General features: G+C 55.1%; 1 protein-coding gene. It reads left to right on the forward strand.

Annotated elements, in window-relative coordinates:
• Nucleotides 1-245: transposase (locus ACOTWU_RS23235; protein ID WP_421625797.1), on the forward strand; the 245-nt coding region annotated here is incomplete at both ends.

Genomic DNA, 245 nt, shown 5'->3' on the forward strand with positions numbered 1-245 from the left:
GCATCTGGTGATTGATTCCACCGGGCTGAAGGTCTTCGGTGAAGGCGAGTGGAAAGTCAAAAAGCATGGCCAGGAACGCCGCCGTATCTGGCGTAAGCTGCATCTCGCCGTTGACAGTAAAACACATGAAATCATCTGCGCTGACCTGTCGCTGAACAATGTTACGGACTCAGAGGCCTTCCCCGGGTTAATCCGGCAAACCCACCGGAAAATCAGGTCAGCCGCCGCCGATGGCGCTTACGATA

Origin of the sequence: Enterobacter cloacae complex sp. GYL001, assembly GCF_049237125.1 — a bacterium.
GTDB lineage: Bacteria > Pseudomonadota > Gammaproteobacteria > Enterobacterales > Enterobacteriaceae > Enterobacter > Enterobacter hormaechei_C.